This is a genomic window from Cellulomonas cellasea, from assembly GCF_006538745.1.
Lineage (GTDB): Bacteria > Actinomycetota > Actinomycetes > Actinomycetales > Cellulomonadaceae > Cellulomonas_A > Cellulomonas_A cellasea.
The window spans coordinates 42,899-49,569 of record NZ_BJLR01000029.1 but is presented as its reverse complement, the minus strand read 5'-3'; the positions used below and the strand labels follow the sequence as shown (position 1 = coordinate 49,569).

At 73.2% G+C, this 6,671-nt stretch carries 6 protein-coding genes; 4 read left to right on the top strand and 2 right to left on the bottom strand.

Going from position 1 to position 6,671, the window contains the following annotated elements; genetic code table 11:
• The 3 genes from CCE01nite_RS15295 to CCE01nite_RS15285 all read left to right on the top strand — a co-directional run.
• A partial coding sequence (locus CCE01nite_RS15295) for a DUF4192 family protein (RefSeq protein WP_141372652.1) occupies window positions 1-533 on the top strand: 533 nt, incomplete at its 5' end.
• Window positions 534-629: 96 nt separating this feature from the next.
• A complete protein-coding gene (locus CCE01nite_RS15290; protein ID WP_034633578.1) occupies window positions 630-1,028 on the top strand; it encodes a universal stress protein in 399 nt (132 codons plus the stop codon).
• Window positions 1,029-1,450: 422 nt separating this feature from the next.
• Entirely contained in the window at window positions 1,451-2,947 is a 1,497-nt protein-coding gene (locus tag CCE01nite_RS15285; RefSeq protein ID WP_052104369.1) for an RNA polymerase sigma factor, read from the top strand.
• Between the two features lie 110 nt (window positions 2,948-3,057).
• Here CCE01nite_RS15285 and CCE01nite_RS15280 read toward each other — a convergent pair whose 3' ends face one another.
• Window positions 3,058-3,954: an NmrA family NAD(P)-binding protein gene (locus CCE01nite_RS15280; RefSeq protein ID WP_034633589.1), complete on the bottom strand. Its 897-nt coding sequence runs from the start codon at window positions 3,952-3,954 to the stop codon at window positions 3,058-3,060.
• Between the two features lie 202 nt (window positions 3,955-4,156).
• Window positions 4,157-4,378 (bottom strand): DUF7455 domain-containing protein, encoded by a 222-nt coding sequence (locus CCE01nite_RS15275; RefSeq protein ID WP_246056594.1) that lies wholly within the window; start codon window positions 4,376-4,378, stop codon window positions 4,157-4,159.
• Window positions 4,379-4,543: 165 nt separating this feature from the next.
• On the opposite strand from CCE01nite_RS15275, the gene CCE01nite_RS15270 reads away from it, so the two are divergent.
• The gene (locus CCE01nite_RS15270; protein ID WP_034633595.1) at window positions 4,544-6,670 is read left to right on the top strand and encodes a DNA gyrase/topoisomerase IV subunit B; all 2,127 of its coding nucleotides are present in this window, start codon (window positions 4,544-4,546) and stop codon (window positions 6,668-6,670) included.
• Window position 6,671: the final 1 nt, after the last annotated feature.

Genomic DNA, 6,671 nt, shown 5'->3' with positions numbered 1-6,671 from the left:
CGGACGGTCCGGCGGCGCTCACGGCGTGGCGGCTCGCGTCGCTGGCCTCGTGGCGGGCGGAGGTCGCCGCGACCCTGGCGGGGGCGCCGTCCGGGGGAGCGCCGGTGCTCGGCCGACTCGACGTCGCGCTCGCGGACACCCGGGTGCGCGACGCGGTGCTCGTGAGCCTCGTGCCCGGCCCGCAGGACCTGCCGGAGCGGTCGCTGCGCGAGGCGCCCGGTGCGACCGACGCGCTCGTCGCCGAGGCGGTCGCCGGGATCGTCGACCAGCATCGCGGCGTCGTCCCGCCGCCGGGGCTCACCGCGGCGCACGTGACCGTGCTCGAGCGCGTCGTCGGGCACGGCCGGCGCGGCGCCCAGGCGCCGGCGTGCACCCTGCTCGCCCTCCTCGCGTGGTGGCAGGCCGACGGGGCGCGCGCGGGCCTGCTGCTCGAGCGCGCGCTCACCGAGGACCCCGACCACCGGCTCGCCCGGATCCTCGACCGCACGCTCGCGGTCGCGATGCCCCCGGGGTGGGTCCGGCGCGCCGGTTGACCAGGTGCGTCGTCCGGGGTGCGTTCGTCGCGGGGCCTGCGCTCCGGTAGCGTCACGGCAGGGGCAGGACGTCAGTGCGTCGAGAGCGGAGGACCGATGGGCATCGTGGTCGGGTACCTGGCAACCCCTGAGGGGCGTGCGGCGCTCGAGACGGCGTCGGGCGAGGCCGAGCGGCGTGGCGAGTCGCTCGTCGTGGTCGTGAGCGAGCGTGGTGACGAGACCGACGAGCACCGTCAGGAGACCCAGACGGCGCTCGACGCGGTCCGGTCCGAGCTGACGTCGCGCGGCATCGAGCACGACGTCCGCGTCCTCGCCCGGGGGCGCGACGTCGCGGAGGACCTCATCGGCACGGCCGAGGAGGTCGGTGCGGGGCTCATCGTCATCGGGCTGCGCCGCCGCAGCCCCGTCGGCAAGCTCATCCTCGGCGCGAACGCCCAGCGCATCCTGCTCGACTCCCCGTGCCCCGTGCTCGCGGTGAAGCCCGCCGCGAGCTGACCGCCGCGGTCGCCCGACCGAGGTCGCCCCGCGTCGGGCGGCGGGACCGCGTCGACGGCGCCCCCGGCGGGCGTTCGTCGGACGACGCCGCAGCGACGTGCCCCGCACCGCCCGGAGCGGGGGACGGTGCGTCCCTGCGGGAATCATTTCCGGCACCCGCACGTTGTCACCCTCGTCAGTCTCGAGAGAGTGGCGGGCACCGGGCCCGCGCACGATCCTCGAGCGTCGCGTCTCCGCGCCGTCTGCGCCGGGACCCCGCCCACGCTGACCCGAACGGCCCTCTCGGCCCGCTGTGCCGAGGTGCGGCCGGTACAATATGGGAGCACCCGCCGATCTGATCCGGGTCTCTCGCTGCCGAAAGGTCGTTTGTGTCGCTCCAGCCTTCGCACCCCGCACTCCCGCGTGAGTTCGAGCATCCCGCCATGCAGGAGCTCGTCCGTCGTGGCCGGACCCACGGAAGCGTCGACGCGGTCGCCCTGCGCACGGCCTGCGAGCAGGCCCAGGTCCAGGACGCCAAGCGTCTCAAGGCCGTCGTCCGCGGCCTTGCGACCGCCGGGATCGCCGTCGAGGAGCCGGTCCCCGCTGCGCGCGCCGTCGCCGCCACGAGCGCGAAGACGCGCCCCGCCGCCAAGGCCGTCGTCGCCGACGGATCCACCGAGGCCCCCGCTGCGCGCAAGCCGGCCCGCGCCAAGTCCGCCCCCAAGGCTGCGCCCGCCGCCAAGGCCGCCGCCGGCGCCAAGGTCGCGTCCGCCAAGGTCGCCGCACCGAAGACCGCCACGCCCGACGGCGAGGTCGCCGAGGACGAGGTCGTGCTCGAGGACGTCGAGCTCGAGGACGTCGAGCCGGCCGTCGCCGAGGTCGAGGCCGTCGCCGGCGAGCTCGAGGAGGACGCCGACAAGCCGGCGAAGCCCGCGGCCGCCGCCGACGAGGCGACCGAGGAGAGCGTCGGCTTCGTCTACTCGGACGCCGACGACGACGACGCCCCCGCCCAGCAGGTCGTCACCGCGGGCGCGACCGCCGACCCGGTCAAGGACTACCTCAAGCAGATCGGCAAGGTCGCGCTGCTGAACGCCGAGCAGGAGGTCGAGCTCGCCAAGCGCATCGAGGCCGGCCTGTTCGCCGAGGAGCGCCTCAACGCCGGCATCACGATGGAGCCCAAGCTCCGCCGTGAGCTCGAGTGGATCGCGTCCGACGGCCGCCGCGCCAAGAACCACCTGCTCGAGGCCAACCTGCGCCTCGTGGTGTCGCTCGCCAAGCGGTACACGGGTCGCGGCATGCTCTTCCTGGACCTGATCCAGGAGGGCAACCTGGGCCTCATCCGTGCGGTCGAGAAGTTCGACTACACCAAGGGCTACAAGTTCTCGACGTACGCGACGTGGTGGATCCGTCAGGCCATCACTCGCGCGATGGCCGACCAGGCCCGCACGATCCGCATCCCCGTGCACATGGTCGAGGTCATCAACAAGCTCGCGCGCGTCCAGCGCCAGATGCTCCAGGACCTGGGTCGCGAGCCCACGCCCGAGGAGCTCGCCAAGGAGCTGGACATGACGCCCGAGAAGGTCGTCGAGGTCCAGAAGTACGGTCGCGAGCCCATCTCGCTGCACACGCCGCTCGGCGAGGACGGTGACAGCGAGTTCGGTGACCTCATCGAGGACTCCGAGGCCGTCGTCCCGGCCGATGCCGTCAGCTTCACGCTCCTGCAGGAGCAGCTGCACCAGGTCCTCGACACGCTGTCCGAGCGGGAGGCCGGCGTCGTCTCGATGCGCTTCGGCCTGACCGACGGCCAGCCGAAGACCCTCGACGAGATCGGCAAGGTCTACGGGGTGACGCGCGAGCGGATCCGGCAGATCGAGTCCAAGACGATGTCGAAGCTGCGTCACCCGTCGCGCTCCCAGGTGCTGCGCGACTACCTCGACTGAGTCCCGCCCGCAGCAGGGACGACGAAGGCCCGGTGCACGCGCACCGGGCCTTCGTGCTGCCGGGACTCCCGCGCGTCAGCCCGCCGGCTCGCAGTGCTCAGCCCGCCGGCTCAGCCAGCGGCGGGGCCCTGACCGGGGCGGAGGAGCGGGCGCAGGTGCTCGTGCGCCCAGGCGGCGAGCGTCGTCGGCGTGGTCGTCAGCGCCGAGCGGCGGTCCTCGGGGACGAAGTCGCCGCGCAGCCCGCGGGACATGCCCACGACCGCGTCGACCTGGGCGTCGGTGAGGCCGAACCCCCGGAGCTCCCCGGCGACCTGCTCGTCGGTGACCCGGGTCGCGACCACGGTGTGTCCCGTGGCGTCGGTCAGGACGCGCGCGACGTCGTCGAACGACAGGTCGGCCGGCCCGTGCACACCCTGCGTGGTGCGTCCCGCCCACGTGGTCGAGAGCACGCGTGCCGCGGCGACGTCGCCGATGTCCCGGGGGTCGACCCAGGGGAGGGGCTGGTCCAGCGGGAGGGTCGTCGTCAGCGTCCCGGACCGCAGCCCGTCGACGTCCATGAGCAGGTTCGTGAAGAAGTAGCCGCATCGCAGGTGGGTGACGTGCGCGCCGGTGGCGTCGAGCAGCTCCTCGGTGCGCGCGAGGCCGTCGATGTCGCCGAAGCCGTGCCGGGCCTCCGCGCCGACGCTGCTCTGCAGCACGACGCGCGGGATGCCGTTCGTGCGGACCGCGTGGGCCGCCGAGGCGCCCATGCGCTCGTGGCCGGCGACCGGGTCGTCGTCGGTCGTCGGAGGGTCCACCCAGTACAGGGCGTCGGCCCCGGCCGTCGCACGCGCCACCGCGTCCGCGTCGCCGAGGTCGAGCTCCACCACGTCGCAGAGCTCACGGAGCCCGGCGTCGAGCCGGGTGCGGTCCCGCAGCAGGACCGTCGGGCGCTCGCCGGCCTGGGCGAGCAGCGTCGTCACGCGGGAACCCACGTGGCCCGTCGGTGTCGTCACCACGATCGTCATCGGTCCGCCTCTCGTCGCCGGGTGCGTACCGCACGATCGTCGCGCGAGGCACCGACATCGCCGCCGGCGTCACGCACCTCCGCGGGGCCGGGCGCACCGGCAGCGCGCTCGGCAGGGGACGGACGGGGCCGACGTCCCGGGGCAGCATGACGAGAGGGCGCCGCCCGGGGTGTCCCGGTCGGCGCCCTCTCGAGGGTCGAGGTCAGCGCGCGGCTGCTGCTCCTGCACCTGCTCCATGCTCGGCAAGAAGGCGGTCGGTCTCGTCCTGCACGTGAGTCGCCACATCGGCGAACTTCGGCGCGTGCGCGCGGTAGTGGTGCGCGCAGAAGAGCAGCTCGCCCACGGGAAGCAGCACACGGACGTAGGCCTGCGCGCCACAGCGGTCGCAGCGGTCGGCTACGGTCAGCGGTTCGGTCGTCGTCACATAGACATACAACCATCCGGACCGGGGAAACTTCCCCTCGAGGGCGGGTGGTTCGCTCCCCGCGTACACGACCCCGCCCGGGAACACCCCAGATGTCCCGGAACGGGCGGGGTCGACGGCCCGGCGTGCGGCCGGTGTGGGCCCTGACGGTTAGCATCGGGCCTCGTGTCGACAGCATCCGCGGAGTCCAGCTACACGGCGCGCCACCTCTCGGTCCTCGAAGGGCTCGAGGCGGTGCGCAAGCGCCCCGGCATGTACATCGGGTCGACCGACTCGCGCGGCCTCATGCACTGCCTGTGGGAGATCATCGACAACTCCGTCGACGAGGCCCTCAGCGGCCACGGCGACCGGATCGAGATCGTCCTGCACGCCGACAGCTCGGTCGAGGTCCGGGACAACGGCCGCGGTATCCCCGTGGACGTCGAGCCCAAGACGGGCCTGACGGGCGTCGAGGTCGTGTTCACCAAGCTCCACGCGGGCGGCAAGTTCGGCGGCGGCTCCTACGCCGCGTCGGGCGGCCTGCACGGCGTCGGCGCATCGGTCGTCAACGCGCTGTCCTCCCGCCTCGACGTCGAGGTGGACCGCGGGAGCAAGACGTACCGGATGACCTTCCACCGCGGCGAGCCCGGCACGTTCGCGGACACCGGTTCGCCGAGCCCGGAGGCGCCGTTCGAGCCGTTCGTGTCGGGCTCCGAGCTCGCGGTCGTCGGCAAGGCGCCGCGCGGGCGCACCGGGACCCGCGTGCGGTACTGGGCGGACCGCCAGGTCTTCCCGACGAGCGCGGTGTTCTCCTACGACGAGCTCGTCACGCGCGCCCGCCAGACGAGCTTCCTGGTGCCCGGGCTCGCGATCACGGTGCGCGACGAGCGGCGGGTCCCCGGCACGCCGGGGGAGCACGGGCCGCACGAGGAGACGTTCCTGCACGCCGGCGGGACGGTCGACTTCGTCGAGCACCTCGCGCCCGACGCGCCGGTCACCGACGTCTGGCACCTGACGGGCGAGGGCACCTTCACCGAGACGGTCCCGGTGCTCGACGGGCGCGGCCACATGTCCCCGCAGGAGGTCGAGCGCCGCTGCGAGGTCGACGTCGCTCTGCGCTGGGGGACCGGGTACGAGACCGAGGTCCGCACCTTCGTCAACATCATCGCGACGCCCAAGGGCGGCTCGCACCTCGCGGGCTTCGAGACGGCGCTCCTGCGGACGCTGCGCAAGCAGGTCGAGGCGAACGCGCGCCGGCTCAAGATCTCGACGCGTGACACGAGCGAGCGCATCGAGAAGGAGGACGTGCTCGCGGGGCTCACGGCCGTCATCACGGTGCGGCTCGCCGAGCCGCAGTTCGAGGGCCAGACCAAGGAGGTCCTCGGGACCGCCCCGGTGCGCGGCATCGTGGCCAAGGTCATCGACACCGAGCTCGGCGCGATCTTCACGTCGACGAAGCGCGAGCACAAGGCGCACTCGGCGCTGCTGCTCGACAAGGTCGTCGGCGAGATGCGGGCCCGGCTGTCCGCGCGCAAGCAGAAGGAGATCTCCCGCCGCAAGAACGCGCTCGAGTCCTCGTCGCTGCCCGCGAAGCTCGCGGACTGCCGCAGCGACGACGTCGCTCGCAGCGAGCTCTTCATCGTCGAGGGGGACAGCGCGCTCGGCACCGCCAAGCTCGCGCGCAGCTCGGACTTCCAGGCGCTCCTGCCGATCCGCGGGAAGATCCTCAACGTCCAGAAGGCCTCGATCACCGACATGCTGAAGAACGCCGAGTGCGCGGCGATCATCCAGGTTCTCGGGGCCGGGTCGGGGCGCACGTTCGACCTCGAGGCGGCGCGCTACGGCAAGGTCGTGCTGATGACCGACGCCGACGTCGACGGCGCGCACATCCGCACCCTGCTGCTCACGCTGTTCTTCCGGTACATGCGCCCGCTCGTCGAGGCCGGCCGGGTCTTCGCCGCGGTCCCTCCGCTGCACCGCATCGAGACGGTCGCCGTGGGCAGCCGCAAGGGCGAGTACCTGTACACGTACTCCGAGGCCGAGCTCGCTGCGACGCTCAAGAAGCTCGACAAGGCCGGGCGGCGGTACAAGGACGACATCCAGCGCTACAAGGGCCTCGGCGAGATGGACGCCGACCAGCTCGCGGAGACCACGATGGACCCGCGCCACCGCACGCTGCGCCGCGTCACCGTCGAGGGTGCGCAGCGGGCCGAGGAGGTCTTCGAGCTGCTCATGGGCTCCGACGTCGCGCCGCGCAAGGACTTCATCATCGCGGGCGCCGACGAGCTCGACCGGAGCCGCATCGACGCGTGAC

Excerpts from the sequence above, each read along its gene's own strand:
- CCE01nite_RS15290 (WP_034633578.1), top strand. The coding sequence starts at position 630 with ATGGGCATCGTGGTCGGGTACCTGGCAACCCCTGAGGGGCGTGCGGCG.
- CCE01nite_RS15285 (WP_052104369.1), top strand. The coding sequence starts at position 1,451 with ATGCAGGAGCTCGTCCGTCGTGGCCGGACCCACGGAAGCGTCGACGCG.
- CCE01nite_RS15280 (WP_034633589.1), bottom strand. The coding sequence starts at position 3,954 with ATGACGATCGTGGTGACGACACCGACGGGCCACGTGGGTTCCCGCGTG.